The sequence below is a fragment of the Pseudomonas sp. 9.1(2019) genome, assembly GCF_009910445.1.
Lineage (GTDB): Bacteria > Pseudomonadota > Gammaproteobacteria > Pseudomonadales > Pseudomonadaceae > Aquipseudomonas > Aquipseudomonas paraversuta.
In genome coordinates this window covers 988,289-1,015,078 of record NZ_VBWF01000010.1, presented here as the reverse complement: position 1 = coordinate 1,015,078, position 26,790 = coordinate 988,289, and the positions used below count along the sequence as shown (strand labels likewise).

Annotated in this window: 24 protein-coding genes; 14 read left to right on the top strand and 10 right to left on the bottom strand. The window is 58.6% G+C overall.

Annotation, left to right across the window (positions count from 1 at the left end; all coding sequences use genetic code 11):
• Positions 1–222: 222 nt before the first annotated feature.
• Both FEZ21_RS17845 and FEZ21_RS17840 read right to left on the bottom strand, forming a co-directional pair.
• On the bottom strand, positions 223–1,368 hold the full coding sequence (locus FEZ21_RS17845; RefSeq protein ID WP_003442062.1) for an EstA family serine hydrolase: 1,146 nt from the start codon (positions 1,366–1,368) through the stop codon (positions 223–225).
• Positions 1,369–1,447: 79 nt separating this feature from the next.
• Complete coding sequence (locus tag FEZ21_RS17840) at positions 1,448–2,503, bottom strand: fatty acid desaturase (protein ID WP_160628068.1); 1,056 nt, start codon at positions 2,501–2,503, stop codon at positions 1,448–1,450.
• A 482-nt stretch (positions 2,504–2,985) separates the two neighbouring features.
• Between FEZ21_RS17840 and FEZ21_RS17835 the strand changes: the two genes are divergently transcribed.
• The 6 genes from FEZ21_RS17835 to FEZ21_RS17810 all read left to right on the top strand — a co-directional run bounded on the left by FEZ21_RS17835 (position 2,986) and on the right by FEZ21_RS17810 (position 8,933).
• A complete protein-coding gene (locus FEZ21_RS17835; protein WP_003442065.1) occupies positions 2,986–3,897 on the top strand; it encodes a TauD/TfdA family dioxygenase in 912 nt (303 codons plus the stop codon).
• Between the two features lie 36 nt (positions 3,898–3,933).
• A complete protein-coding gene (locus tag FEZ21_RS17830; protein WP_003442067.1) occupies positions 3,934–5,037 on the top strand; it encodes an ABC transporter substrate-binding protein in 1,104 nt (367 codons plus the stop codon).
• A gap of 3 nt (positions 5,038–5,040) precedes the next feature.
• Complete coding sequence (locus FEZ21_RS17825; RefSeq protein WP_003442069.1) at positions 5,041–5,946, top strand: ABC transporter permease; 906 nt, start codon at positions 5,041–5,043, stop codon at positions 5,944–5,946.
• Positions 5,943–6,728 carry an ABC transporter permease gene (locus FEZ21_RS17820; RefSeq protein WP_003442072.1) on the top strand — a complete coding sequence of 262 codons (786 nt, stop codon included), beginning with the start codon at positions 5,943–5,945 and terminating at the stop codon, positions 6,726–6,728. The genes FEZ21_RS17825 and FEZ21_RS17820 overlap by 4 nt, the downstream gene beginning before the upstream one ends.
• Before the next feature lie 25 nt (positions 6,729–6,753).
• The gene (locus tag FEZ21_RS17815; protein WP_003442075.1) at positions 6,754–7,518 is read left to right on the top strand and encodes an ABC transporter ATP-binding protein; all 765 of its coding nucleotides are present in this window, start codon (positions 6,754–6,756) and stop codon (positions 7,516–7,518) included.
• Between the two features lie 83 nt (positions 7,519–7,601).
• Positions 7,602–8,933, top strand: coding sequence for an LLM class flavin-dependent oxidoreductase (locus FEZ21_RS17810; protein WP_160628066.1), 1,332 nt, complete (start codon positions 7,602–7,604; stop codon positions 8,931–8,933).
• Between the two features lie 11 nt (positions 8,934–8,944).
• Here the strand turns inward: FEZ21_RS17810 and FEZ21_RS17805 are convergent, their stop codons facing one another.
• Entirely contained in the window at positions 8,945–9,841 is an 897-nt protein-coding gene (locus FEZ21_RS17805; protein WP_160628064.1) for a DMT family transporter, read from the bottom strand.
• A 98-nt stretch (positions 9,842–9,939) separates the two neighbouring features.
• On the opposite strand from FEZ21_RS17805, the gene FEZ21_RS17800 reads away from it, so the two are divergent.
• Both FEZ21_RS17800 and FEZ21_RS17795 read left to right on the top strand, forming a co-directional pair.
• Entirely contained in the window at positions 9,940–11,271 is a 1,332-nt protein-coding gene (locus tag FEZ21_RS17800) for a PLP-dependent aminotransferase family protein (protein ID WP_160628062.1), read from the top strand.
• Positions 11,272–11,444: 173 nt separating this feature from the next.
• Positions 11,445–12,230 (top strand): HNH endonuclease, encoded by a 786-nt coding sequence (locus FEZ21_RS17795; protein WP_003442081.1) that lies wholly within the window; start codon positions 11,445–11,447, stop codon positions 12,228–12,230.
• Here the strand turns inward: FEZ21_RS17795 and FEZ21_RS17790 are convergent.
• Positions 12,202–12,693, bottom strand: a complete 492-nt coding sequence (locus FEZ21_RS17790; RefSeq protein ID WP_003442082.1) for a hypothetical protein — start codon at positions 12,691–12,693, stop codon at positions 12,202–12,204. The genes FEZ21_RS17795 and FEZ21_RS17790 overlap by 29 nt on opposite strands.
• 285 nt (positions 12,694–12,978) lie before the next feature.
• Here FEZ21_RS17790 and FEZ21_RS17785 point away from each other — a divergent pair, with 285 nt between their 5' ends.
• From FEZ21_RS17785 to FEZ21_RS17765, 5 genes are read left to right on the top strand one after another with little or no spacing between them, the layout of a single operon-like run.
• Positions 12,979–14,559: an ABC transporter substrate-binding protein gene (locus FEZ21_RS17785; RefSeq protein ID WP_160628060.1), complete on the top strand. Its 1,581-nt coding sequence runs from the start codon at positions 12,979–12,981 to the stop codon at positions 14,557–14,559.
• Positions 14,544–15,527: an ABC transporter permease gene (locus FEZ21_RS17780; RefSeq protein WP_003442086.1), complete on the top strand. Its 984-nt coding sequence runs from the start codon at positions 14,544–14,546 to the stop codon at positions 15,525–15,527. The genes FEZ21_RS17785 and FEZ21_RS17780 overlap by 16 nt, the downstream gene beginning before the upstream one ends.
• The gene (locus FEZ21_RS17775; protein WP_003442088.1) at positions 15,524–16,330 is read left to right on the top strand and encodes an ABC transporter permease; all 807 of its coding nucleotides are present in this window, start codon (positions 15,524–15,526) and stop codon (positions 16,328–16,330) included. Before FEZ21_RS17780 ends, FEZ21_RS17775 begins: the two co-directional genes overlap by 4 nt.
• Positions 16,330–17,136: an ATP-binding cassette domain-containing protein gene (locus tag FEZ21_RS17770; RefSeq protein ID WP_160628058.1), complete on the top strand. Its 807-nt coding sequence runs from the start codon at positions 16,330–16,332 to the stop codon at positions 17,134–17,136. The genes FEZ21_RS17775 and FEZ21_RS17770 overlap by 1 nt, the downstream gene beginning before the upstream one ends.
• Positions 17,129–17,728: an ATP-binding cassette domain-containing protein gene (locus FEZ21_RS17765; protein WP_003442093.1), complete on the top strand. Its 600-nt coding sequence runs from the start codon at positions 17,129–17,131 to the stop codon at positions 17,726–17,728. The genes FEZ21_RS17770 and FEZ21_RS17765 overlap by 8 nt, the downstream gene beginning before the upstream one ends.
• 42 nt (positions 17,729–17,770) lie before the next feature.
• Here FEZ21_RS17765 and FEZ21_RS17760 read toward each other — a convergent pair whose 3' ends face one another.
• Both FEZ21_RS17760 and FEZ21_RS17755 read right to left on the bottom strand, forming a co-directional pair.
• Positions 17,771–18,094: a DUF6388 family protein gene (locus FEZ21_RS17760; protein WP_160628056.1), complete on the bottom strand. Its 324-nt coding sequence runs from the start codon at positions 18,092–18,094 to the stop codon at positions 17,771–17,773.
• 106 nt (positions 18,095–18,200) lie between these two features.
• Positions 18,201–19,577: a nucleobase:cation symporter-2 family protein gene (locus tag FEZ21_RS17755; protein WP_160628054.1), complete on the bottom strand. Its 1,377-nt coding sequence runs from the start codon at positions 19,575–19,577 to the stop codon at positions 18,201–18,203.
• Positions 19,578–19,750: 173 nt separating this feature from the next.
• On the opposite strand from FEZ21_RS17755, the gene FEZ21_RS17750 reads away from it, so the two are divergent.
• Entirely contained in the window at positions 19,751–21,391 is a 1,641-nt protein-coding gene (locus FEZ21_RS17750; RefSeq protein ID WP_160628053.1) for an AarF/ABC1/UbiB kinase family protein, read from the top strand.
• Positions 21,392–21,641: 250 nt separating this feature from the next.
• Here FEZ21_RS17750 and lpdA read toward each other — a convergent pair whose 3' ends face one another.
• Genes lpdA through FEZ21_RS17730 form a run of 4 tightly spaced genes read right to left on the bottom strand, consistent with a single transcriptional unit; the run spans position 21,642 to position 26,606 of the window.
• On the bottom strand, positions 21,642–23,030 hold the full coding sequence (gene lpdA, locus FEZ21_RS17745; protein WP_010656392.1) for a dihydrolipoyl dehydrogenase: 1,389 nt from the start codon (positions 23,028–23,030) through the stop codon (positions 21,642–21,644).
• Positions 23,031–23,032: 2 nt separating this feature from the next.
• The gene (locus FEZ21_RS17740; protein ID WP_003442102.1) at positions 23,033–24,313 is read right to left on the bottom strand and encodes a dihydrolipoamide acetyltransferase family protein; all 1,281 of its coding nucleotides are present in this window, start codon (positions 24,311–24,313) and stop codon (positions 23,033–23,035) included.
• Positions 24,314–25,369, bottom strand: a complete 1,056-nt coding sequence (locus tag FEZ21_RS17735) for an alpha-ketoacid dehydrogenase subunit beta (protein ID WP_003442104.1) — start codon at positions 25,367–25,369, stop codon at positions 24,314–24,316.
• Between the two features lie 4 nt (positions 25,370–25,373).
• Positions 25,374–26,606, bottom strand: a complete 1,233-nt coding sequence (locus tag FEZ21_RS17730) for a 3-methyl-2-oxobutanoate dehydrogenase (2-methylpropanoyl-transferring) subunit alpha (RefSeq protein WP_003442106.1) — start codon at positions 26,604–26,606, stop codon at positions 25,374–25,376.
• Between the last annotated feature and the right edge of the window lie 184 nt (positions 26,607–26,790).

Below are 26,790 nucleotides of genomic sequence, written 5' to 3'. Positions count from 1 at the left end.
TTTGGCCAGTGGCTTCGGCGAGGTGGGTGAGGGCGTGAGTCATTTGGCCATGCATGCGCGCAGACATAGTAGGCATGGGGTCCCGGTGTAGTGATGTGTAATACAACACACTACACCGGGTGCAGCGGGGTGACTTGCTATCGAGTCGGCTTCGCTTGTCGCGGTTTTGTGCAGTTGCCTGCGGGGCTGGCCTCTCTGTGTGCCAGGTTGATCCTCGGGTGTTTAGATTGCCGCGTAGGCAAGGGCTGCAAGGTTCTGTGCGCGTGGATCAATCATCATGTGCCCACCTGAAGTCGTTGTCACAAAGCTGAAACTGATCTCGCGATCAGCATCTGCGAAGGCAATTGGACCGCCAAGCCCTATATGGCCAAAGGTGTTGGGCCCCATGCAGTGTGATGCATCCGGATCGGCCGTTTGTTCCATCATGCAACCCAGGCCATAGCGCATTGGCCGCTTCCAGATGCGATCCATGCCGTTGCTTTGCTCTTTGGTGAATTCGTTCAGCATGTCTGTGCCGATGAATTGCCCGGCCAGTAATGCGCTGTAAAAACCGGCCAAACCAGCTGCCGTACTATGTGAGCACGCACCGGGCTGCTTGAAGGCCCACCATTTTGGATCAGATGAACGCTTGGGAGATATTCCCGGATTGGTAAAGGCAAGGGTCGAAATGTCTTCCGAATGAGTGGTAACTACTGTTCGCAAGTTCTTCGAGTAAGGGTCACCTATGCGTCCCTTGGCCGCGTCATAATGGCCAATGCGGTAATAATCTTGTTGCTCCACGCCCAGATGAACCTCCAGGCCATGGGGCTGGGTGATTTCTTCATGGATAAAGGTGCAGGGGTTGCGGCCGTCAGTTCGCCGGATCAGCTCGCCGATGATCCAGCCATAGGTTGTGGTTCCATATCCCAGCTCGGTACCTGGTTGCCACCATATAGGCTCGGCAGCCAGAACATTCACCATATGCTCCCAGTCATACATCGTCGGGTTGCGGTTGGGGAGTCTTAACGCTGGAATCCCGGAGGTATGACTCATCACATGGCGCAAGGTGATTTTATCTTTACCGCCCTGGGCGAATTCAGGCCAGTAATGAGCCACCGGGATATCTAATTCCAGTTTACCTTTTTCGACCAGCATCAATGCCGCCACTGCAGCGAATGGTTTGACCGTGCAAAATGTATTGATCAACGTATCTTTAAGCCAAGGTTTATTACCTTCACGATCTGATGAGCCTGCCCATAAATCCACGACCGTTTCATTGCCAATTTTTACGCAGAGTCCTCCCCCTCGTTCCTGCGGATCATTAAAGATATTTTCAAAAGCATGCTTGACGCTTTCAAATTGATTCGCACATATCCCTTCAGCTTCCATGCTTAACACTCCATTTGTTTAAAGTTGTGCCATCGTTTAAATCGTAAATACCCTTGTTCTAAAAGGGCCGTGCACAGGTTCAAGCGTCCGGTTGAGTCAGGTTGTAACGGTTTGAGCGTTTGTAAGTGCCGAAGTCATTGAAGCGAACACCGGCTTGCGCTAATACCTTGTGGGCGAAGGGTGCTGTCATTTGACGGATATAGAAGGGGTCTTTAACCACGAAGTGATGAATGCAGTGAGTGCTGCCGAAGTTGAAGCAGAACAACTGGAATGGCCATAGCCACCAATGATTCATGACTTGAGTTTGCTGCAAGGGATTGCGCGGCATCACATCGCCGTAATAATGGATATTTGAACTGACAAAGAATAGACAGAACTGACGTATTATATTTGGCGCGACGATGATAACCACGGCGCTGTTGATCACGCTCATCAGTATCGATGTGGTGGGCGATGGCTGATAGGCAAAACCCATTAATGAGCTTGTCCATGTATAGAAGTGATACCCCAGGAACACATACCAGCAGCCCCAGTACAACAGTCCCATGGGGGCATTCAAGCGCAGCACCTTGACGGTCAATCTGACCTTCTCCCGCCAGGTAGGCGCAAACAGGGCATTTACAATGCCAAAGACAAATCCATCGATGAGTTTCAGGAGCCGCTTGGCGCCCCACTTGCTGCCGCTGGTGGTAATCCATGCTTCAACATCGGTGTCTGTGCCCGACTCTTTATGGTGGTGAAAGTGCAGCTCTCGCCTTAACCAGGGGCTCGGCATTCCCGGGCGGGTTATCCAGCACAGCAACATCATCAAGTTGTGTGCAATGGGCTGCTTTCTGAAATACAAGCGATGAATCAAGTCGTGTTCAAGTTCATGTATGAAGGAGGTTAATAAAGCATTGATCAGAATACACAGCCATGCGGGTATTATGCCTTTGATGTACAGCGTGCCAGAGAGGATCATGCCAGCGATAGACAGTGTCATCACGCTAGCACCTATAACATTTTGATACTCGAGCAGGGGGTATTTTTTACGCAGCTCGTTACTGTGTTGGGTGATTTTCTGAGTGACCTCATTGATTGAATCTTGCTCTGTTTTTGATAACGGATTGGTCGAGGTTTTATATAAGGCATTCATCACTTCATCCTTTGAAGACGATGGGTCGGGTTAGCGTCTCTAGAGAAGCACATATATTTTACAGAGCAAAGTTTTCGGTTTTTTTAAGTGTCTAATCTGACGAGTGGATATATAGAATGTTGTATTGTCCGACAATCAACTTGTCTCTGTGGCTTGGTGAATGATGTGGGTCAAAGCTGGCACTCGTTATTTCCCTGTGGCCGTCTCCTGTTTGGTTAAAAATCGGCGGTACTCAGGTAAATCCGGGGGCAGCTGTGGTGGCGACGGTGAATTTTCCAACCCCCGGCTCCACCTGTTTATCCAGGGTCCAGTGAAAAAGTTATGAGCTTACAACCAGACTTATATAACGATTTATCAAGCTTTATAGCGTCCTGGTTCTAGCGGATGATTCGCATATCTTTATATTAAATTGTGATTAGTCAGTGCTGCTTTTATGCCTTTATGATCTGGCCAACAACGGTTCATAAGGCAGGAGTGGTTTGATGACTATTCAAATAAAACCCGTCGCAGGTCGAATTGGTGCACAACTGGACGGCATAAAACTGGGCGGTGATATCAGTGAACAAGCGTTCGAGTTTATTAATGAAGCACTGTTGAAATACAAAGTGTTGTTCTTTCGCGATCAGCATCTCGATGATGCCGGGCACGAAGCATTTTCCCGACGTTTTGGTAATCAAGTACCGCACCCGACCGTGCGTTCGGCCGAGCAAAGCACTGCCATCCTGCACCTGGATGCCAAGGAAACCCGGGCCAACTCCTGGCACACCGATGTGACGTTCGTGGCCAATTACCCGAAGATTTCCATCCTGCGCGGTGTGGTCATCCCGCCTTATGGCGGCGACACCGTATGGGCCAATACGGCAACGGCCTATGCCGATCTGCCGGAACCTTTAAAACTGCTGGCCGATGGTTTGCGCGCCTTGCACACCAATCTTTATGACTACGCCGCACCGCGTAATACCGATGAGTCAGGGCTCAAGCGTTATCGCGAACAGTTCACCGCCGAAGTTTACGAGACTGAACATCCTCTGGTTCGCGTACACCCGGAGTCGGGCGAGAGAAGTTTGTTGTTGGGGCACTTCGTCAAGCAGATTCAAGGGGTCAGCAGCAATGATTCAAAACAGCTGATCCGTCTGTTTCACGACCGTATTACCCATGTCGACAACACCGTCCGCTGGCGCTGGCAGGAAGGTGATGTGGTGATCTGGGACAACCGCGCCACCCAGCATATTGCGATCAACGATTACGGCGATGCGCAGCGCATTGTGCGCCGTACCACCATTGACGGTGATGTGCCGTTTGGCGTCGACGGACGCTTGAGCCAGGCACTCAAACCCACCCCCGAAACCCGCTCGCCGCAAACCGAAGCCGACAAAAAACACCTCGCCGCCTGACAGACCAATCCTCATCGATCCAAGGAAGACCTCCACATGGCTACATTTAAAGTGTTTCGCAAAGGGCGTATTGCGGCCGCGCTGGCGGTGCTGCTGGTTGCGCCATTGGCCGAGGCCGATGTGTTGCGCATTGGCGTCGCCGCCGCCGGTGGTGGTGACCCGGTTACGTTCAGTGGTTCGTCCCTGGGCATTGTGCGCAATCAGCAACTTCTGGAAAAAGCCTTCGCCGGCAGCGGCACCGAGGTGCAGTGGTTCTTCTTTAAAGGGGCAGGGCCGGCAGTCAATGAAGCCTTGTCCAACCAGCAGCTGGATTTCGCCTACCAGGGCGACCTGCCTGCAGTCGTAGGCCGCTCCAACGGGCTGGACACCAGATTGCTGGCGGCACTGGGGGTGCGCTCGAACATTTACCTGGCGGTGCCCAAGGGCTCTGACATCAAAAGCATCGATGACCTCAAAGGCAAAAAAGTAGCGGTGTTTCGCGGTACCAACGGGCACCTGGTGTCGATCAACCTGCTGGCCGAGCGTGGCCTGACCGAGCGCGACATCAAGGTGATCAACCTCGACACTGGCAGCACCCAGGCGGCCCTGGTTTCCAATGGCGTGGACGCGGCCTTTGGTGGGCGCGAGTTGTTCAAGCTGCGGGATAAAGGCCTGATCGACATCATCTATGACAACCCTTCGCAGGATGTGCGCTACACCCGCCAGACGGCGCTGGTGGTGCGTAGCGATTATGAAAAGGAACACCCGCAGAACGTGCAGAAAGTCGTCGACACCCTGGTGGATGCGGCGAAATGGAGTTCGGACGAGGGGCATGCCGAGCAGGTCTTCGCCGAGTGGGCCAAGAGCAATGACCCGGTGGAGTCATTGCGCGCCGACTTTGCCGGAAGCAGCCTGCGGGACAAAGTCTCGCCTCTGGTGGACAACTTCCTGATAGGCCGCTATCAGGCCGTGGCAGATCAAGCCAAGGCAGAAAAATTGATCCGTCGTCCGGTGACTGTCGAGGGCTGGTTCGCCCCCGGTTATTTGCAGGCGGCTCTCAAAAGCAGGGGCCTTGAACACTACTGGACCCCCTACGGCCCGGATGGCAAGCAGCCCGCCGCTGATGCGGTAGCGGTCGCGACCAGCAAGCAAGGGAGCTAGCACATGGCCAGGGCACAGACCGCCAGACCGGAGCCGTACTCGGCTCCGGCGTTACCCAGGGACAACGTCAAGCGCTTGCCGCCGGCGCCGATTCGGCCCGTGCGCAAGGTCGAGATACCGCGTACTTCTCAGGGGTTCGCCAGGCTGCGTCGTTACACCGAGCCCTGGCTGTTGCCGCTGGTCTTGCTGGGCCTGTGGTATTTGGGCGTCGAGCGCGGCTGGCTATCGGAGCAGGTGCTGCCGCCCCCGGCCTACGTGTATCAAACCCTGTCGGACCTGATCACTTCCGGTGATCTGTGGATCAATGCCCTGGCCAGCATGCAACGCGTAGTCCTGGGGTTCGCATTGGGTGCCTCGATCGGTGTGGTATTGGGGGCGGCCATGGGTCTCTCGCGCACCGTCGAGGATTACCTGCTGCCTACCTTCAATGCGCTGGTTCAGATCCCGGTGTTGGCCTGGCTGCCGTTTGCCTTGTTGGTGTTCGGTATCGGCGAACCCCTTAAGTACGTGCTGATTGCCAAGGCGGCGACAGTGCCGATCACCCTGTGCACCTTGCAAGCGTTTCATCAGGCGCCCAAGGGGCTGCTGGAAGTTGGCCGGGCCTATGGTTTCAGTCGCTGGCAAAGCGTGGTCGGGATTGTCTTGCCGGCGGCGGTCCCGACGCTGTTCACCGGGTTGCGTCTGGGCTTCACCAAGGCCTGGTTGTCGCTGGTGGTAGTGGAGCTGGTTGCCTCCAGTGAGGGCTTGGGTTACCTGATCGTGTATGGCCGTCAGTTGTTTCAACTGGATCTGGTAATGGCGGCCGTGGTGGTCGTGGGGGCAGTCGGCCTGTTGATCGATCGCGGGTTTGATTATGTGGAGCGCCGCCTCAATCGCGGTCGCCCCGGGACAGCGGGAGCACTTTCATGAGCGCCGTGATTGCAGTGAGTCCGGGCAGTCGTCGCTATCGTGGCTGGGTGTTACCGATTGCCGCCATCGCAATCTGGTGGCTGGCATCCCATCAGGGCTGGAGCCAGTCGGGGCTGTTGGTGTCACCGGAGAAAGTCGCAGTCACGGCCTGGGAGCAAATCACATCGGACAAATTCTGGCGCGCCATATGCGCCAGCCTGACGCGTAATCTCAGTGGCTTTTTTATCGGCACCAGCCTGGGTCTGGTGCTGGGATGCCTGCTGGGGCTGTCACGGCATTTCGAGCGTTTGGTCGGGCCCAGTTTCAACACCTTCAAACAGATTTCGCTGTTCGCCTGGATCCCGCTGATCTCGGTGTGGTTCGGCCTGGGTGATGTGGCGAAAGTGGCCTTTCTGTCACTGGCAGCGCTGGTGCCGGTGGTGGTCAATACCTGCGATGGCTTGCGCAGCGTGCCGCCTAATTTGCTGGAGGTGGCGCGGGTATACGGCTTTAGCCGCTGGCAAACCATCATCGGGGTCATGTTGCCGGCCGCATTGCCGTCGATCTTTACCGGGCTGTACCTGGCGCTGGTGTACTCCTGGCTGGCCACCATCGGTGCCGAATACCTGCTGGTTTCGGGGGAGGGGATCGGCAATACGCTGATTGATGGCAGCGAGCATTTCATGATGGACCTGGTGTTGTTCGCCATGGTGGTGATTGGCCTGGTGGGCTGGAGCCTCAATGCACTGGCACGGGTATGTGAGCGGCGCATGCAGCGTCTGTATGGCATCGCCCCCCGTTGATTAACACTTTCAGAAGGACTGCAGCATGCTCAACAACGGCCTGACCCTGGAAAACATCAGCAAGCGTTTTGCCTCCCGCCCGGGCAGCACGACCCAGCTGCAAGTGCTGGACAACATTCAGCTCGACATCGCCCCCGGCGAATTCATCAGCATTGTCGGCGCCAGCGGCTGCGGCAAGTCCACGTTGTTGCGCCTGATTCTGGGGCTCGATGAGGAATATGACGGGCGGATCCTGATCAATGGCAAGCCCATCGCCGGCACGGGGCTGGAGCGCGGCATCGTGTTTCAGGATCACCGCCTGTTCCCGTGGCTCAACGTGGAGCAGAACGTCGCGGTAGGTCTGAAGAACTCGGTGCTGAGCAGCGCTGAAAAACGCGACACCGTGCGTGAGCACATCGAACTGGTGGGCCTGCAGGATTTTATCGACGCTTACCCGCATCAGATCTCCGGAGGCATGGCGCAACGGGTGGCGATTGCCCGCGGGCTGGTCAATCGCCCCAGCGTGTTGCTGCTTGATGAACCACTGGGAGCCCTGGATGCCTTGACCCGCGCGCGTCTGCAGGGCGAGCTGCAAAACATTTGGGCCAAGGAAAAAATCACCATGATCCTGGTAACCCACGATGTGGATGAGGCGGTTTTCCTGGGGGATCGGGTTGTGGTGATGCAACCGAACCCGGGCCGCATCCGCCGTATTCTCGATGTCGACCTGCCACGCCCGCGCAACCGCAGCGACAGCCGTTTCATTGCCCTGCGCGACGATGTACTGAGTGATTTCGCTGAACTGCACTGATCTTTTTACTGCGCCGCGGGTTGCTGCCTGACGCCGCGCGCGGGCCCATGTTTGTCAGGTTTATTCTCTTCAGGGAGCGGAAAATGTCCGAACGCCAGCTCAGCCTCAATCTGTTTATCTACCCCAACGGCCATCACGAAGCCGCCTGGCGCCACCCGCAATCGGTGCCGGAACACTCGATGGATATCGGCTATTACCAGCAGCTGGCGTTACGCGCTGAACGGGAAAAGCTCGATGCGATTTTCTTTGCCGATTCACCTTCACTTTCCGAAAGCGGGCGGGAGGGCATGCGTATCCGGTTCGAGCCCATCACCTGGCTGGCGGCCATTGCCGCAGTCACCCGGCGCATCGGCCTGATTGCCACGGCCAGTACCACCTACAGCGAACCCTACAATCTGGCCCGAGCGTTCAGCGCCCTGGACCACATCAGCAATGGCCGCGCCGGCTGGAACATCGTGACCACTTCCATGGCCGACGCTGCCGCCAATTTCGGCCTTGACCAGCATCCATCGGCCCATGATCGCTACGCCCAGGCCGAAGAGTTCGTGCAGGTGACGGCCGACTTGTGGGACAGCTGGGAAGACGACGCGCTGGTGCTGGACAAGACGGCCGGGGTGTTTGCCGATACCAGCAAGGTGCATGCGATCAACCATGTGGGCGCCCATTACAAGGTCAAGGGTCCCTTCAACTCGCCGCGCTCGCCACAGGGCCGGCCGGTGCAGGTGCAGGCGGGCTCTTCCGAGGACGGCCGCGACTTTGCTTCTCGCCATGCCGAAGCGATTTTCACCGCGCACCAGACGCTGCACAGTGCGACCGAGTTCGCCAACGACATCCGTGCCCGGGCCAGGGCGGTGGGGCGCGACCCACGGCAGCTGAAAATCCTGCCGGGCATCAGCCCGTACATAGCCAGCAGCGAAGCTGAAGCCCAGCGCAAATTCGATGAACTCAATGAGCTGGTCCTGCCGCATATCTCTCTGGGTCAGTTGCGCCGCATGCTGGGGGTCGACCTGTCAGGGCATGACCTGGACGCGCCGTTTCCGCGGCACCTGATCAACTTCGACAGCCGTGAAAGTCAGTCCAGTCGCTTCAAGCTGATCATCGACATTGTTGATCGCGAGCACCTGACACTGCGCCAGTTGATCAATCGCCTGGCCGGTGCGCGAGGGCACTGGGTACCGGTAGGCACGCCGGTGCAGATTGCTGACCTGATCGAACAGTGGTTTCGCAGTGGCGCCGCCGACGGTTTCAACGTGATGCCCCCGGCGTTCCCGGACGGGTTTGAGGTGTTCCTTGATGAAGTGCTGCCGATCCTGCGCCAGCGCGGCCTGTTCCGTTCCGAATACGCTGGCAGTACCTTGCGCGATCACTACGGTCTGAACCGCCCGGCTTCGCGCTTTACGCTGAAAACTGCCTGAACAACGGGGCCTTATCTAGCGAATTTTTTCGCCGCAATCACACACAGGATCACCGCGCCGGTCACGGCGAACATGCCGATGCTGACGGTCTCATGCAGTAGGGTAGCGGCCAGGGCCAAGCCAAAAAAAGGCTGCAACAGCTGAAGCTGGCCCACGGCCGCAATGCCTCCCTGGGCCAGTCCGCGGTACCAGAATACGAAGCCGATCAGCATGCTGAACAACGAGACGTAAGCCAGGCCCAGCCAGGCTGGCGGGTTGATGTTGGCGAACGAAGAGGGCGCACAGTAAACCGCCAGGCTTGCCATCACCGGCACCGACAGCACCAGCGCCCAGCAAATCACCTGCCAGCCGCCCAGGGTTCTGGACAGCTTTGCACCTTCTGCATAGCCCAGGCCGCAAATGATCACGGCCAGGAACATCAGAATGTCGCCTGTGGCAGAGGCGGTCAGACCCTGTGACAGGGCAAACGTCACCACCAGCGCGCTGCCCAGGATTGAAAACAGCCAGAACGCCGGCCGTGGACGTTCGCCGCCGCGCAACACGCCGAAGGCTGCAGTCGCCAGGGGCAACAGGCCGAGAAACACAATCGAGTGAGCAGAAGTGACATGCTGCAGCGCCAGGGCGGTCAGCAGTGGAAAGCCCACCACAACCCCGATGGCCACGATCAGCAAGGACAAAAGCTGGCTTCGCTGAGGGCGCTTTGCCTTCAACAACAGCAGCACGCACAGGGCAATGGCCCCGGCGATGGTGGCGCGGGCCAGGGTCAGAAAAACCGGATCAAATTCCAGCACCGCCACCTTGGTTGCCGGTAGCGAGCCGCTGAAAATAACCACGCCGATAAACCCGTTGAGCCAGCCGCTCAGGTTTTGCGAGGTTGCCGGATTTTGCAGGTTGGAGGTTCGTTCCATCGAGTTTCACACTCAAGGCTGATCGCGGGATTGCATAAAGTGCATCCTAGGGTCGAATATTGATGACAATCAAAATATTGTCATGGATACAAGTCCCGATGCCGCGCTCTCGCTACAAGTCGCTGGTCGACGCCTTTGCCGCTGATATCCGCAGTGCACGCTTGCCACCCGGTACCCGCTTGCCCACCCACCGGCAATTGGCCGCATCAGAAGGGCTGGCGCTGGTCACGGCCAGTCGGGTTTACGCCGAGCTTGAGGCCATGGGCCTGGTCAGTGGAGAGGCGGGGCGCGGGACTTTCGTCAGGGAGACGTCGTTGCCACCCGGCCACGGCATCGACCAGCCCGACGTGACGGCGGGGATGCTGGACCTCAATTACAATTACCCCTCTGTGCCCGGCCAGGCCGAACTGTTGCGCAGCGCCTTGCGCCAGCTCGCGTTGTCTGGCGACCTGGAGTCGCTGCTGCGCTATCAGCCCCATGGCGGACGCCTGCACGAGCGGGCTTCGTTTGCCCGGCATTTGCAGACTCGCGGCCTGAACGTACCTGCCGAGCAGGTCTTGATCGTCAATGGTGCCCAGCACGGCTTGACTGTGGCCTTGATGTCGCTGCTCCAGCCCGGCGATGTCATTGCGGTCGATGGGTTGACCTATCCGGGCTTCAAGGCTTTGGCCCTGGCGCTGCATCTTGAGGTGTTGCCGATTCCGGTTACAGAAAGTGGCCCGGACCTTGATGCCCTGGAACAGCTCTGTCGCAGTCGCTCGGTGCGAGCGATCTACAGCATGCCGACCCTGCACAATCCGCTGGGTTGGGTGATGAGCCTCGAGCAGCGTCAGCAGCTTGTGGCAATCGCGCGCAAGCATGATCTGCATATCATCGAAGATGCGGCCTACGCTTTTCTTGTGGAAAATCCGCCGCCACCCCTGGCTGAACTGGCACCGGAAAGGACGGTGTATGTATCCGGACTGTCGAAAAATGTTGCTGCGGGTTTACGCGTCGGTTTCGTCGCGGCGCCGCCTCAAACCATTGCCGCACTGGAGCGCATGATCAGGGTCACAGCCTGGAATACCCCGGGGATAATGACCTCGATCGCCAGTGCCTGGCTCGACGACGGCACGGTGAGCCGACTTGAAGTGCAAAAGCGCCAGGACGCACAGGCCCGCCAGATCATTGCTGACGAACAATTGGCCGGGCTGCACCGTGTGCGCCATCCCTTTTCCTACTTTGTGTGGCTGCCCCTGGCCGAGGATGCCAGAGCAGAGCAGGTCGTCACGGCATTGCTGCGCGAACAGATATCGGTCTCCACCGCCCAGCCATTTGCTGTTTCGACCCACGTACCCCACGCCATCAGACTGGCCCTGGGATCGGTGGACATGGGGGCATTGCGCGGGGCGTTGGCGAAAGTGAAGTGGGTGGTTGAAGCCTGTACTTAGTGGCTGGGGACGGGCTTGCACTTTCTCAATGGAACGCCGTCGAGCACTTTTTTGAATGGTTCGATGGCGGCTTTAGTTTGGGATTTCTCCTACAGAAATTATTTATTTCCTACATGGTCGGGTAAATTCTCTTACCTTGCGTGCTTCGGTGCGGATCAAAAAGGATGGGAGCAATGTCGGACGGATGGAGCAATGAGGAACTGAAGGCATCAGTTCAAGCTTATGGCGAAATGTTGCGTCACCAGGTAGCGACCACAAAGTTTGTTAAAGCTCATGTGTATCGTGAGTTGGCTAATCGTTTTGGCCGCGAAGAGGGTGCCTTTGAACGCAGAATGCAAAACATCTCTGCGATTTATGAAGAGCGAGAGCTTGAATGGGTGGTTGGTCTAAAGCCTCAGAAAAATATCGGTAAAGCCATTAAGTCCAAACTTATCGAAATGATAGATGAGCTTCCTAGCGAGCCCGGTCGGGTGGCTCATGAACTCGAAAAAGCCGAAGTCGAAGCCGAGCAACAACGTGTGTTTGATCCTCGAAATGTTGATGATGCTAGACAGCGAGTAGTTGCCAGCATTGTTCGCCGTCGAGGACAGTCTGCTTTTCGTAAGAAGTTGTTGGAAGCATACGCAACAAGATGTGCGATCAGTGGTTGCGATCAAGCTGAGGTGTTAGAAGCTGCGCATATTCATCCTTATAAGGGTGAACACACTCACGTGGTGTCAAACGGCTTGTTGCTACGTGCTGACCTTCATACTCTGTTCGATTTGTATCTCATTGCAATCGATCCTGCTTCGCTGTTAATCCGACTGGCCCCTCAACTACATAATTCCTACTACATCCAATACGAAGGCATGCCACTCGCTACGCCAACATCGGCTTCAGCGAAGGCCAGTGTTGAAACGTTGCAGTGGCATGCGGATCAATGCGACTGGCTCAAATCCCCGAGCGCGTCATCGGGCTGATCATCCGGCTTCCCAGGCCCAGTGCTTCTGACACCAGGGCCCGTAGTTCGCCATTATTTTCGTCCCTGGTGCAGTGCGACAACTTCTCGCCAATGGTAGGGGCGGTGTCTTTGCCTTCAGGGAACGCGCGCAAAATCAGCAGTCCGCTATTGGTCAGCACTACTTCGAAAAATGAAACCCCTGACAGTCCGTCAAAGTGGATGTAGCCGACGTCGGCCAGCCATTTGACGGTGGCCAGGAACAGGGCCTCTTCTTTTTCCAGCGTGTCGCGGTTGCTGGCGCCCAGGGTTTTGTAATCGATAAAGCGCTCGGCGGTGAGGGTGAGGGGCAGCGGGAAATTGCGATACAGGTGGCCCAGGATCAGCCCGGTGTAGCAGTCGAACAGTTCGATATTGTTCGATGGCAGGGCATTGATCGAGTGGATGTTTTTGTCTTTGAGGTGACCGGCTAATCCTTTGAACATGTGAACCTCTGTATGTGGAATCTGCATGCCATGTCTGAACAATCGTACCCATTTGGTATAGCACAGCCGCGTCCTTGAACCTCTCAGAGGTTGCCTGGAAGTTGAGATCCCGGTCGCTGGGGATTCTTATGTTGTTACAAGATAATGCGCCGGTATGAAGATTTCCCTAAAAAATCATATGACTGCTGGATATTTGATACTGGGGTGCTATTACTGTTGGGCGCGAGAATTGGCGCATGGTTTTTCCGGGATTTTCCGACGAAGCTATTTATTTCAGGAGGATAGATGTCAAAGCCTGCATGGATGCGCAATACCCTGGTGGCCGCTGCCTTGTTGAGTGTGCTCGCTGCGCCGGTTTACTCAGCGCAGGCACGAACTCTGCAACTGGCCATTGGCGATGAACCCACTGAAGGCTTTGACCCCATGCTGGGCTGGAGTCACGGCAGTTATCTGCTGTTGCACAGCCCGTTGCTCAAGCAAAACGAGGACTTGTCCTGGAGCAGTTTCCTGCTCACTGATTATCAGACCAGTGACGATGGCAAAACCTGGACTTTGAAGCTCAAGCCCGACTTGAAATTCTCCGATGGCTCGGCCCTGACTGCCAAGGATGTGGCCTACACCTACAACAATGCGGCGGCCAGTGGCGGCAAGGTCGATATGGGCAACTTCCTCAAGGCCGAAGCGGTTGATCCGCTCACCGTGCGCATTGAGTTGAAGGCGCCGCAAAGTACCTTCGTCAATGTGCTGGGGTCTCTGGGCATTGTCTCGGCCGACAAGTACGACGCTAAAACCTATGCGCAAAAGCCTGTTGGTGCCGGGCCTTACCGGTTGGTCAGCTATCAGCCGGGGCAGCAGTTGATTGTTGAAGCCAATCCGTATTACGCGGGGCAGAAAAACGATTTCGACAAGCTGGTGTTTGTATTCCTCGATGAGGACAGCTCGTTTGCCGCGGCCCAGAGCAAGCAGCTGGGTATCGTACGAATCGCTCCGTCGCTGGCGGTGACGCCGACACCGGGCATGAAGCTGTGGGTACGCCCCAGTGTCGAGAATCGCGGCATTGTGCTGCCCACCACCAGGGCAGGCGAAAAGGATGCCCATGGCTACCCCGTTGGTAACGATGTGACCGCCGATGTGGCGATCCGCAAGGCCATCAACTACGCAATCAATCGCCAATTGCTGGCGGACCAGATTCTCGAAGGGCATGCGATACCTGCCTACACCGGGGTCCAGGGTTTGCCCTGGGATAACCCGCAGGCGGCCTTCAAGGATGGCGATATCGCCAGGGCCAAACAGATCCTGGATGAAGCCGGCTGGGTTGAAACCGCCAGTGGCATTCGTGCCAAAGAGGGTGTGCCGGCCAAACTCACCCTGTGGTACGCCAGTGGCGATGCGACCCGACGTGACCTGGCCCAGGCCGTGCGCTCCATGCTCAAGCCGGTCGGGATCGAGGTGGACTTGAAGTCAGGCAGTTGGGAAACCGTTGAACGCAACATGCACGCCAACCCGACCCTGTTTGGCTGGGGCAGCCTCGACCCGATGGAGCTTTATCATCACTACAGCAGCAAGGCGGCCGGGGTTGAGTACTACAACCCCGGTTATTACAAGAATCCTGTAGTCGATCAGCATTTGCAGCAGGCGCTGGATGCTCCGACCTGGCAGCAGGCGGTGCCGTTCTGGCAGCAAGTGGAGTGGGACGGCAAGACCGGCGCCGGGGTCAAGGGCGATGCAGCCTGGGCGTGGTTGCTGAACGTACAGCACACGTATTTGGCTGATGAGTGTATCGACCTGGGCAAAGGCGCTCCGGAAATCCACGGTTCCTGGTCGCTGCTCAATAGCCTTGATGGCTGGAAGTGGACCTGCAAGTGATTCGTGGATTCTCGCTTTATGTTGTGCGCTTGATGTGCCTGCTGCTGGTGACGGCAGCAGGCACGTTTACCTTGCTCAGCTTTTCTCCGGTTGACCCGATCCGGGCTTATATCGGCAACGACCTGTTGCACGTGCCGCCCGAGCAATACCCGCTGATTGCTGCGCGCTGGGGGCTGGATCTGCCCTTGTGGGAGCGCTTTTTGCACTGGTTCAGCCAGATCCTGCAAGGCGACTTCGGCTACTCGATGCTCTACAACGCGCCGGTGTCGCAAGTGATTGGTGAGCGCTTTGCCACCTCATTCGCGCTGCTATTGTCGGCGTGGCTGTTTTCCGGGATTGTCGGTCTGGCCATGGGCCTTACGGCCGGACGTTACTTGAATCGCTGGCCGGACCGGTTGATCTCGACCCTGTCCTATGTACTGGCGTCCCTGCCGACCTTCTGGATTGGCCTGTTGTTGCTGTCACTGTTTGCCGTCACCCTCAACTGGGCGCCGATCTGCTGTGCCTGGACCCCCGGCAGCAGCGCCGAAACAGCCACCTGGGGCGACAAGCTCAGGCACCTGATTTTGCCCATGCTGGCCCTCGGGGTTCTGGGGGTCGGCAATATTGCGCTGCACACCCGCTCACGGGTGGCAGAGGTGATGAACAGTGAGTTCATTCGCTATGCCCAGGCCCAGGGCGATAAAGGCTGGCCGCTGATCAACTTTCATATTTTGCGTCACGCGGTAACCCCCGCGTTGTGCCTGCAATTTGCTTCGGTGGGGGAGTTGATTGGCGGTTCGCTGCTGGCGGAAAAAGTCTTCGCTTATCCGGGCCTCGGCCAGGCCACTATCGATGCCGGCTTGCGTGGTGATATCCCGTTACTGATGGGGATTGTGATGTTTTGTGCGGTGCTGGTGTTTACCGGCAACAGCATTGCCAACGCGCTGTTACTGCGCCTCAACCGCGGGGCGGCGCGCCAGTCATGACTTACGACCCCAATCGTGCCTTGTTCAGGCTTTGCCTCTCGCTGCTGATGCTGCTGCTTTTGATCGCGTATGGCCTGTCGATAGTCAGCGTTGATGTTCCGATGGATTTGCTGGCGCGGCGCCTGCCACCTTCGTCCGAGTATTGGTTCGGCACCGACAGCCTGGGACGGGACCTGTGGCTGCGGTGCTTCCAGGGGATGACCACCAGCCTGCAAATCGGTTTGACCGCCGCCTTTAGCAGCGGTTTTCTGGCCATGTTTGCCGCCAGCCTGTGTGCACTGAACAAAACCCTGGACTACCTGATTCGCGGGCTGATCGACAGCATGCTGGCGTTGCCGCATCTGCTGTTGCTGGTGTTGATTTGCTTCACCCTGGGCGGCGGCAAACAGGGAGTGATCCTGGCCGTGGCCCTGACCCACTGGCCGCGACTGGCCCTGATCCTGCGAGCCGAAATCCTGCGCATACGCGAGACCGATTTTGTCATGCTCTCCCATCGCCTGGGCAACAGCAGCTTCTATCGCTGGCGCCATCACTTGCTGCCGTTGCTGCTGCCGCAGTGGATCATCGGCACCTTGCTGATGTTCCCCCATGCAGTGTTGCATTCGGCGGCGCTGAGCTTTCTGGGCTTTGGTCTGGCGCCCCATGATCCGTCACTGGGCTTGTTGCTGGCGGATGCGCTACGGTACTTGAGTACGGGTGCCTGGTGGATGGCGTTCTTCCCGGGTTTGATTCTGGTGGGTCTGGTACTGGTATTCGACCAATTTGCACGAGCGCTGCAACAGCTCTGGATAAGGATTACCTGATGCTGAAATTCGACCGGTTTGCGATTGATATCGCCCACTATCACTGGCTGGGCCATAAAACCTGGCATCCGCTGCTGAGCAATATCTCCCTGGAGATTAACCCCGGTGAGCTGGTGGCACTTGTGGGCTCCAGCGGGGAGGGCAAAAGCCTGTTGCTACAGAGCGCCCTGGGTTTGCTGCCGGACAACATGCGCTGTCATGGCGATATCGTGCTCGATGGGCAGGTGCTGAGCGCTGCGGGCAAGATCGACCAGCGCGGCAAAAGCCTGTGCTATGTGCCCCAGGGCGTGAGTGCCCTGAACCCGCTGATTAAAGTCGGCCCGCAGTTGAACAGGGCGGCGCAGTTGAGCGGGGTCACGCTGGAGCCGGGGGCTGTGGCGCGGCAACTGCAGCAATACAACCTGCAACCCGGGCTGGTGGACGAATATCCGCGCAAGTTGTCCGGGGGCATGGCCAAGCGGGTTCTGGCCAGCTGCGCGGCACTGACCCACGCGCGCTACATTCTGGCGGACGAGATCACCTCGTGGCTGGATGACGAGCATGCTTGTCAGCTGCTGACCCATCTCAAGGGTTTTTGCCAGCAGGGGCGGGGCATTCTGTGGGTCACCCATGACCTGGCGTTGGCGGCGCGTTTTGCCGACAAGATCGCGGTGTTGCATCAAGGTGAACTGCACGAAACCCTGAGCGCGAAAGAGTTGCGTGAAAGCGCAGGCAGTCCGTGGCTACAGTCGCTTTGGGCGGCCTTGCCCGAGCAACAGTTTCTGGCGCGGCGGGTACCGGAAGTCGGGGCTGATTCTTATGCTTGAAGTGCGCGAACTCAGCATTGTGCAAGACGGTCATCGACTCTGGGATTCGGTGTCTTTTCAGGTGGGGCTGGGGGAGTGTCAAGGCATCTCCGCCCCCAGCGGTTTTGGGAAAACCACTCTGGGCCGGGTGCTGGCGCAGTGGCAAACGGCAACTTCGGGCAGTGTCACAGTGGGCGGTAAACCGCTGTCGAAGAAGGGCTACTGCCCGGTCCAACTAGTGCCACAACACCCCGAACTGACCTTCAATCCCTATCGCACCACGGGTGAGAGCCTGCGTGATGCCTGGTCCCCGGATGCCCCATGGCTTGAACGCATGGCAGTGAATCCTGCCTGGCTGACGCGCCGGCCGGATGAATTATCGGGCGGCGAACTGGCGCGTATCGCCTTGCTAAGGGCGCTGGACCCGCGCACGCGCTATCTGATTGCCGATGAGGTGACGGCGCAACTTGACCCTCACATTCAGGCCCAGGTATGGCGAGTGTTGCTGGAGGAGGTCAAGCGCCGTGAACTGGGGCTGATTGTGTTCAGCCATAACAAGGCGCTGCTGGAGAAAGTCTGTTCCAGTATCTGGATGCCACAGCGGGACGGCTGATCCGCGCAAGCTGTGTGCTGGCATCGCGAGGCAAGCTCGCTCCTACAGGCCATGCAGCTCGCAATACTCGTCCCAGTCCATACCTGCCATTTGTGCCACCTCGCGGTGTACCTCAAGACGTTGGGCCTCAAACTCCTCGGCGCTGGCACTGGTCAATTGCAGCGTCAGTTCCCAGGCAAAAAAGCCCAGGCGTTCAGCCTCGGCCTCGAAGGCTTCGTTTAAACGTTCCTGGCGATATTCCTGCATCGATTGGCCCACCGCACGGGCGGCCAAGGGGTTTAACTTCTCAAGCTCGGCTGCCAGTTCGGGGTGCTCGCCGAGAAAGCGATCAAGGGCTTGCTGATGGTTGATTCCGGGTTCAGTCACGCCAGACTCCTGGTTGCAAAGGGACGGTCGGTACAGGGTACAGGCCCGGTTCAAGGCCAGGCAGGATGGCTCAAGGCAATCCTGCCGTTGATGGTCGTATTGCGGGTTATTTCTTTTCTGCTTCCGGCAGGAACCAGTTCAGTAACAAGGCGCAAATACCCCCTGTGGCCACACCGGACTCCAGCACATTGCGCAGGGCGGCGGGCATGTGGGCCAGGAACTCAGGGACTTGCGACACACCAAGCCCCAGCGCCAGCGACACCGCAATGATCAACAGGGCACGACGGTCCAGTGTAGTGCTGGCCAGAATATTGATCCCGGAGGCTGCAACAGCCCCGAACATCACCATGGCCGCACCACCGAGTACTGGCTCAGGCACTGCCTGAATGGCACCGGCAACGCTGGGGAACAGCCCCAGCAGCACCAGCATGCCGGCAATCCACACGCCAATATGGCGACTGGCGATGCCGGTCAGCTGAATCACCCCGTTGTTCTGGGCAAAGATCGAGCTCGGGAAGGTGTTGAAAATACCTGCCAGCAGCGAGTTGGCGCCGTTGACCAGTACGCCGCCCTTGATGCGCTGCATCCACACCGGGCCTTCAACGGGCTCGCGCGAGACCTTGCTGGTGGCGGTCACATCACCAATGGCTTCCAGCGAGGTCACCAGATAAATCACCAGCATCGGAATGAACAAGGCCCATGAGAAGCTCAGGCCAAAGTGCAGCGGTACCGGCACCTGGAATACTTCGGCCTGGTGCATGCCGGTGAAGTCCAGACGTCCGAGGTAGCCCGCCAGGGCGTAGCCCACGGCCAGTGCGATGACGATGGCGCAGCTGCGCATCCAGACCAGCGGGATGCGGTTGAGGATCACGATAATCGCCAGCACCACGCCTGACAGCATCAGGTTTTCGCCATTGGCGAAGGTGCCGTTGCCCATTGCGGTGAAGCCGCCACCCATGCTGATCAGACCGACTTTAATCAGGGTCAGGCCAATCATCAGTACGACGATGCCGGTCACCAGCGGGGTGATCATGCGTTTTACAAACGGCAGTACCCGGGAAATGCCCATTTCGACAAACGAACCGGCAATCACCACGCCAAAAATGGCAGCCATCACCCCTTCAACCGGGGTGCCTTGTTTCACCATCAACGCGCCGCCCGCAATCAGCGGGCCGACAAAGTTGAAGCTGGTGCCTTGCACGATCAACAGCCCGGCGCCGAAAGGCCCGAAGCGCTTGCACTGAACAAAGGTGGCAATCCCGGAGATCACCAGGGACATGGACACAATCATGTTGGTGTCGCGGGTCGAGACGCCCAGCGCCTGGCAAATCAGCAGGCCGGGGGTGACGATAGGAACAATGATCGCCAGCAGATGTTGCAGCGCTGCCAGGAAAGCGATCCATGGCTTGGGACGGGCTTCGAGACCAAAGACCAGATCGCTGGTCTGGGACTCGGCTTCATGCGGTGTTTTGGGAGAGGTCATGGCGAGTGCCCTGGAAAAAAGAGCGCGATTCTACTGGTCTTGGGCCATCACGCACAGCGTTTGCTTGCCTGCAAGCGTAGGCGAACTTTAATTAATCGAATGTTCAGCGACTCTGAAGGTCCGAATCTTGGTCTGACCGGGCCCCGGCACTACTTTAAACAGGACACGTAACCATGCTTGATTCCTCGTGGACGGCTTTGAAACACCACCGCAGGCTTCATCAGATTGTCGCTACCCTGGTGCGCTTCGGTGCCCAGGACGTACTGCTGCGTCTGGGCCTGGGCCGTTTGCTGGTGGACGTCAATGCCGAGCCCGGTGAATCGCTGCCGGCCAGTACGCCGCAGCGGGTGCGCATGGCCCTGGAAGCGCTGGGGCCAACGTTTATCAAGTGCGGGCAGATCCTGGCCAGCCGCCGCGACATCCTGGGGCCGGAGTGGGTCAATGAACTACAGGCCTTGCACAGTCAGGCCTCAACCCTGCCATGGGCCGAGCTGGAGGCACAGGTGCTGGAGGATTTGGGCTGCGGTCTCGATCAGGTATTTGCCGAGTTCGACACTCAGCCCCTTGCCGCGGCCTCCATGGCCCAGGTGTACCTTGCACGTTTACTGAGTGGCGAGGCGGTGGTGGTCAAGGTGCAACGGCCCGGCTTGCGGCACACCATGACCGCCGACTTGCAGTTGCTCGAAAGCCTGGCCCAGCTGGTTGAGCAGAATGCCGCGCTGGCGGTGTATCAGCCGCGCCAGATGGTCAGGCAGCTGGCCCGGGCGATGCTGGAGGAGCTGGACTTCACTCAGGAGGGGCAGAACGGCGACAGCATCGCGCAGAACTTTGCGCAGACGCCGCATATCGTCATCCCGCGTATCTATTGGGCTTTCAGTAGCCAACGGTTATTGGTGCAGGAATTCTTGCCCAGCTTTACCCCCTTGGCGCGGGATGCACTGATCGAACAAGGGCTTGATCCCGGCTTGCTGGCCAGACGCGGGGCACGCGCCTTTATCAAAATGCTGCTGGAGGACGGGTTGTTCCATGGCGACCCGCACCCGGGCAACCTGCGGGCAATGAGTGATAACCGCGTAGGCTTCATCGACTTTGGCATGGTGGGTCGACTGGATGAGCGACGGCGCCTTGAGGTCATGAATTTCATGCGCGCGTTGACCGAGGGCAGTACCGAGCTCCTTGTGGCTGTGCTGATTGACTGGAGCGGGGAGCGCGTGCAAGACCTGTCACAGATCGAACAGGCCGCCCGCGAATATATGGCGCGCCACACAGGGGGGCAATTGAAAATCAGCGCGTTGATCACCGATTTTCTCGGTTTGATCCGTGAATATCGTTTGTTGCTGCCGCCGGATTTACTGGTGTTGTTCAAGGCGCTTATCACGGCTGACGGGGTATTGACGCAACTTGATCCTGATCTGGATTTGATCGCCACGGCGAAGCCGGCAGTCGAGAAAATGCTGCGTGAGCAATTCAGCTGGAAAGTGGCCAAGGGGTTGGGCATCGACGGTCTGGAGCTGGGGCGCGGGGTGCTGAGCGACCTGCCCAAGCTCACGCGCCTGATGGTGCACCGTCTCAAGCACGGGGTGCTGGATCTCAAGGTGGACATGCCGGGGCTGGAACGGTTGGAGCGCTCATTGCGACTGGCCTCGACCCGATTGTCGCTGGCGTTGCTGATCAGCGCGCTGCTGATCGCATTTGGTCCGCAAATAGCGGCAGCGGGGCCAGTGTGGCAGGGTTTGTCGGCGATTGGCTGGCTGGCGGGGATTGCGACCTTAGGCGGCTTGCTGGCGTTCTTGTGGAGCTTGTTCAGAAGCTGACCCGCACTGCAGCAGCGACTTGTCTGTAGGAGCGAGCTTGCTCGCGAGCTCATGCTTGCGGCGTTGGAAAAGCTCGCGAGCAAGCTCGCTCCTACAGGTTTTACTGCGCTTTTGAGATGTTGGCGTTCTTGTGGAGTTTGTTCAGAAGCTGAGCCGCAGTGTAGGAGCGACTTATCTGTAGGAGCGAGCTTGCTCGCGAGCTCATGGTTGCAGCGTTGAAAAAGCTCGCGAGCAAGCTCGCTCCTACAGGTTAGAGATGTAGTGCATGCCCCAGCGCACGCAGCGCGGCTTCTTGCACGGCTTCGCCCAGGGTCGGGTGAGCGTGGATGGTGCCGGCGATGTCTTCCAGGCAAGCCCCCATTTCCAGCGACTGGCCGAAGGCCGTGGACAGCTCCGAAACACCGGCGCCCACTGCTTGCCAACCGAGAATCAGGTGGTTGTCACGCCGCGCGACAACCCGCACGAATCCGCTTTTTGATTCCAGGGTCATGGCGCGACCATTGGCGCTGAACGGGAAGCTGGCGCTTATGTAGTCCAGGCCCGCCGCTTCGGCTTCGGCGGGGGATTTACCGACCACGACAATTTCCGGATCGGTAAAGCACACCGCGGCAATGGCTGTCGGGCAGAACTCGCGCTGTTTGCCGGCAATGATCTCGGCGACCATCTCGCCCTGGGCCATGGCCCGGTGAGCCAGCATCGGCTCACCGGTCAGGTCGCCAATCGCCCATACATTGCGCATGCTGGTCTGACAGCGATTGTCGACCCGTATCGCCGGGCCGTTCATGGCCAACGCCAGGGTCTCAAGGTTGAAGCCCCGGGTGTGCGGGCGACGTCCCACTGCGACCAGGACCTGGTCGGTTTCCAGAGTCTGGCTTTCGCCCAGGGCATTGCGCATCGACAGGGTTTTGCTGCTGGCCTGGAAGCCTTCGACGCTATGTTCCAGATACAGAGTGATGCCCAATGCCTTGAGGGACTCGGCAACTGGCAGCGTCAGATCTTTATCGTAGGTCGGCAGGATCCGGTCGCGGGCCTCGACCACCGTGACTTCCGCGCCCAGCTTGCGATAGGCAATGCCCAGCTCCAGTCCGATATAACCCGCGCCGACCACGGTCAGACGCCTTGGTATGCTGGTGGGGCTCAGGGCTTCGGTGGAGGAAATTATCGCGCCACCAATGGGCAGAATCGGCAGGTCGACACTTTTCGAGCCGGTGGCCAGTAACAGGTGTTCGCACTCGATCCGCTGGCCGTCGACTTCAACCGCCTTGCCATCGAGGATTTTGGCCCAGCCGTGGATGACCTTGACGCCGTTCTTTTTCAGCAACGCACCGACGCCGCTGGTCAGGCGATCAACGATGCCGTTTTTCCACTGAACGCTCTGGCCAATGTCGAGGGTCGGGGCCTGGGTCTTGATCCCCAGTGGCGAACTGTTATTGCTGTAGCCTTGGGTGGTGTGAAATTGCTCGGCCACATGGATCAGCGCCTTGGACGGGATGCAACCGACGTTCAGGCAGGTACCGCCCAGCGCCTGACCTTCGATCAGGACTGTTGCAATTCCCAGCTGGCCGGCGCGGATGGCAGCCACGTAGCCGCCAGGGCCGCCACCGATAATCAGCAGCGTGGTGTGTTGGGTTGGCTGCATGTTCACTCCAGAAACAGGGTGGCTGGTTGTTCGAGCAAGCCACGCATGGCCTGGATAAATTGCGCTGCGTCCATGCCGTCCACTACCCGATGGTCGAAGGAGCTGGAGAGGTTCATCATTTTGCGGATCACGATCTGGCCTTTGACTACCACTGGCCGTTCAACGATGCGATTGACCCCGACAATCGCGACTTCGGGCAGGTTGACCACCGGGGTACTGACGATTCCGCCCAGTGCGCCAAGGCTGGTCAGGGTAATGGTCGAGCCGCTGAGTTCTTCACGGGTCGCCTTGCCGGCGCGCACGGCGTTGGCCAGGCGCGTGATTTCATCGGCCGCGCCCCACAGGGTCAGGGTTTCGGCGTGTCGGACCACCGGCACCATCAAGCCGCCTTCGCTTTGCGCGGCAACTCCGATGTGGGCGGCGCCAAAGCGGGTGATGATTTGCGCTTCATCGTCATACCGAACGTTGATTTGCGGAAAGTCGCGCAAGGCCACCACCATCGCCCGTACCAGAAACGGCAACAGGGTCAGCTTGCCCCGGCTTTCGCCCCATTTTTGATTGAGCTGCGCGCGCAGTTCTTCAAGGGCAGTGACGTCGACTTCTTCGACATAACTGAAGTGTGCGGCACGGCGCTTGGCCTCCTGCATGCGCTGGGCGATTTTGCGGCGCAGGCCGATCACCGGGATCTGTTGTTCATCGTTGCGTTTGGCATAACCGCTGGCCGGTGCCGCGACGCAGGTGTTGTCTTGCGCCAGATAAGCCTCAAGGTCGTCGTGCAGCACACGTCCTGCCGGGCCGCTGCCGATGACAAAGCGCAATTCGATGCCGGCATCCCAGGCGCGTTTTCGCACGGCGGGGGAGGCCAGCGGACGTTCATTGGCTTCGCGGGCTACAGGTGCAGGCCGTTGGGCCGCAGCAGGCTTGATTGCCGGGGCCGTGACCAGCGCCACTTCGACCCGGGCCTGTGGCGCAGCTTTCGGGGCGGCGGCCTGCGGTTCTGCAGCAGCGGCCGGCTGAGCACTTTCGCGCAGGTTACCCGCGCCTTCAACTTCGATACGAATCAGCTCGCTGCCTACGGCCATTACTTCGCCGGGCTGGCCGCCCAGGGCCAGGACTCTGCCTGCTACCGGGGAGGGAATGTCCACGGTGGCCTTGTCGGTCATCACATCGGCGACCACCTGGTCTTCGCTGACCATGTCACCGACTTTGACAAACCATTCCACCAGTTCAACTTGCGCAATGCCTTCGCCAATGTCCGGCATCTTGATAACGTGCGTACCCATTCAGACCTCCATAACCCGTTGCAAAGCCGCACCGACCCGTGCAGGGCCCGGGAAGTAAGCCCATTCCTGAGCATGCGGATAAGGCGTATCCCAGCCTGTGACGCGTTCAATAGGTGCTTCCAGATAGTGGAAGCAGTGCTCTTGAACCAGCGCAATCAGCTCGGCACCAAAACCGCAGGTGCGGGTGGCTTCGTGCACGACGACGCAACGTCGGGTTTTTTTCACGGAGGTGACAATGGCGTCCAGGTCCAGCGGCCACAGGCTGCGCAGATCGATGACTTCAGCGTCGATGCCGGTTTCTTCGGCAGCGACCTGGGCCACATAGACGGTGGTGCCGTAGGTCAGGATGGTGACTTCAGTGCCGGGGCGCACGATCGCGGCGCAATCCAGCGGCACAGTGTAATAGCCATCGGGTACGGCACTGGCCGGGTGCTTGGACCACGGGGTCACCGGGCGTTCGTGGTGGCCGTCAAAGGGGCCGTTGTACAGGCGTTTTGGTTCCAGGAAGATCACCGGGTCATCGTTTTCGATGGCGGCAATCAGCAGGCCTTTGGCGTCGTAGGGGTTGGACGGCATGACGGTGCGCAGGCCGCATACCTGGGTGAACATGGCTTCCGGGCTCTGGCTGTGGGTCTGTCCGCCATAGATGCCGCCGCCGCAGGGCATGCGCAGGGTCATGGGGGCGATAAACTCACCGGCCGAGCGGTAGCGCAAGCGGGCCGCTTCGGAAACGATCTGGTCGGATGCCGGGTAGAAGTAGTCGGCAAACTGGATTTCGGCAACCGGGCGCAGGCCATAGGCGCCCATACCGACGGCGGCGCCGACGATGCCGCTTTCCGAGATCGGGGCGTCGAACACCCGCGAGCTGCCGTATTTGGCCTGCAGGCCTTCGGTGCAACGAAATACGCCGCCGAAGTAGCCCACGTCCTGGCCAAATATCACCACATTGTCGTCGCGCTCAAGCATCACATCCATGGCCGAGCGCAGGGCCTGGATCATCGTCATGGTGCTGGTGCTCACGGCGTTCTCCATCAGAATTTTATTGTTGTCGTTCATCTGGTTATAACCCCAATTCCTGACGTTGCCGACGCAAGTGCTCGGGCATGTCCTTGTACACGTCCTCAAAGATCGTCGCCGCGCTTGGCATCTGGCCGCCGGCCAGGGTGCCAAATCGCTCGGCTTCTTTCTGTGCACCGATGATTTCGGCTTCGAGTTCGGCGCTGACGGCTGCGTGCTCTTCCTCGGACCAGTTGCCAGTGGCAATCAGGTGCTGTTTGAGGCGAATGATCGGATCGCCCAGCGGGAAGTGGCTCCAGTCATCGGCAGGACGGTACTTGGAAGGGTCGTCAGAAGTGGAGTGCGGGCCGGCGCGATACGTGACCCACTCAATCAGTGTCGGCCCAAGATTGCGTCGTGCGCGCTCCGCGGCCCAGACCGAGGCGGCGTACACCGCGATGAAGTCGTTACCGTCGACGCGCAGCGAGGCAATGCCGCAGCCCACGCCACGTCCGGCGAAGGTGGTGGCTTCGCCACCGGCAATCGCCTGGAAGGTCGAAATGGCCCACTGGTTATTCACCACGTTAAGGATCACCGGCGCGCGGTAGACGTGGGCAAAGGTCAGGGCGGTGTGAAAGTCCGATTCGGCGGTGGCGCCATCACCGATCCAGGCGGAGGCGATTTTGGTGTCGCCCTTGATCGCCGATGCCATGCCCCAGCCGACCGCCTGCATGAATTGGGTCGCGAGGTTGCCGGAAATACTGAAAAAGCCGTAGTCCCGGACCGAATACATGATCGGCAACTGACGGCCTTTAAGTGGATCGCGTTCGTTGGACAGCAACTGGCAGATCAGATCCACCAGAGGCACGTCGCGGGCCATCAAAATGCTCTGCTGGCGGTAGGTCGGGAAGCACATGTCGTCGATGTTCAAGGCCAGGGCCTGGGCGCTGCCAATGGCTTCTTCGCCAAGGCTTTGCATATAGAACGACATTTTTTTCTGACGCTGGGCAACCACCATCCGGGTGTCGAAAATCCGCGTTTTGAGCATGGCGCGCATGCCCGCCCGCAGGATCTCGGTCGAGACGCCTTCTGCCCAGGGGCCGAGTGCCTGGCCCTGATCGTCGAGCACGCGAATCAGGCCTTTGGCCAGATCGGCGGTATCGGCAGGCTCTACATCGACAGGGGGTTTGCGCACCAGACCGGCATCGGTCAGGCGAAGGTAGCTGAAATCGGTCTTGCAGCCTGGACGGCCGGAGGGTTCGGGAACGTGCAGGCGCAGCGGTGCATATTCAGTCATGGCTTTCTCTACGCTCGATCTTGTCGTGTTTATTAGGCGCGGGAGCTAGTTTTTGCGTCGAAAATCCGGCGGGTGATCAAGCCGGATTTTGTCCTACAACAATCATATTCCTGACAGTGAAGAATATTTCTCTGTAGTTCGTTGTGCTTTGCAGCGATTAAGGATAAGAATTCTTTATAAACAC